Raw genomic sequence first — 556 nt, forward strand, 5'->3', positions numbered from 1 at the left:
TCGAGGTCGAGGTGGATGACGACAGTCGTGTGCTGGCCGTGGGGGCGGCGTGCGGCGTCGGCGTCCCAACCGGCTTCCATCAAGCTCATGAAGGCGTCGAGGTTGGTGGGAAACGGCGCCGCCTGATCGCTGGGGGACTGGTCGTCGTGGTCGCGTTTCCACTGGGCGATCAGGGCGTCGCGGTGCGATTGCAGGGCGGCGTCGAATTTCGCGGCGCCCAGTTTGGGCAGGGTGATCGTCCAGGTGGTGGTCTCGCCGTGGTCGCGTTTGGTGATGGAGGCGTTCGGTGCGGGCTGGGGTTTGGGGGGTTGTGGTTCGAGTTTGACCGCGGTGCGGAGCTGGGTGACGGTGGCGGCCTCGGCGGTCTGGATGTAGTGCTCATCGGAGCCGGCGGTGGCGTGTTCGGCGAGTACTCCGAGCCGGTCCAGTGACAGCCGCCCGTCGCGCAGGGCTTGGGTGCAGCGCGGAAACTCTTCGGCGCGGCGGGCGACGGTGACCATGACCTCGGCGTTGCGGGGGGTGACGCCGGTTTTCCAGGCCACCAGCGCTTCCATGG

The 556-nt window shown here is 68.5% G+C and carries 1 protein-coding gene; it reads right to left on the reverse strand.

The window, feature by feature from the left end; genetic code table 11:
* Positions 1-556: DUF222 domain-containing protein (locus A5757_RS19685; RefSeq protein ID WP_156618575.1), on the reverse strand; the 556-nt coding region annotated here is incomplete at both ends.

It is taken from the genome of Mycobacterium sp. 852013-51886_SCH5428379, assembly GCF_001665575.1.
Taxonomy (GTDB): Bacteria; Actinomycetota; Actinomycetes; order Mycobacteriales; family Mycobacteriaceae; genus Mycobacterium.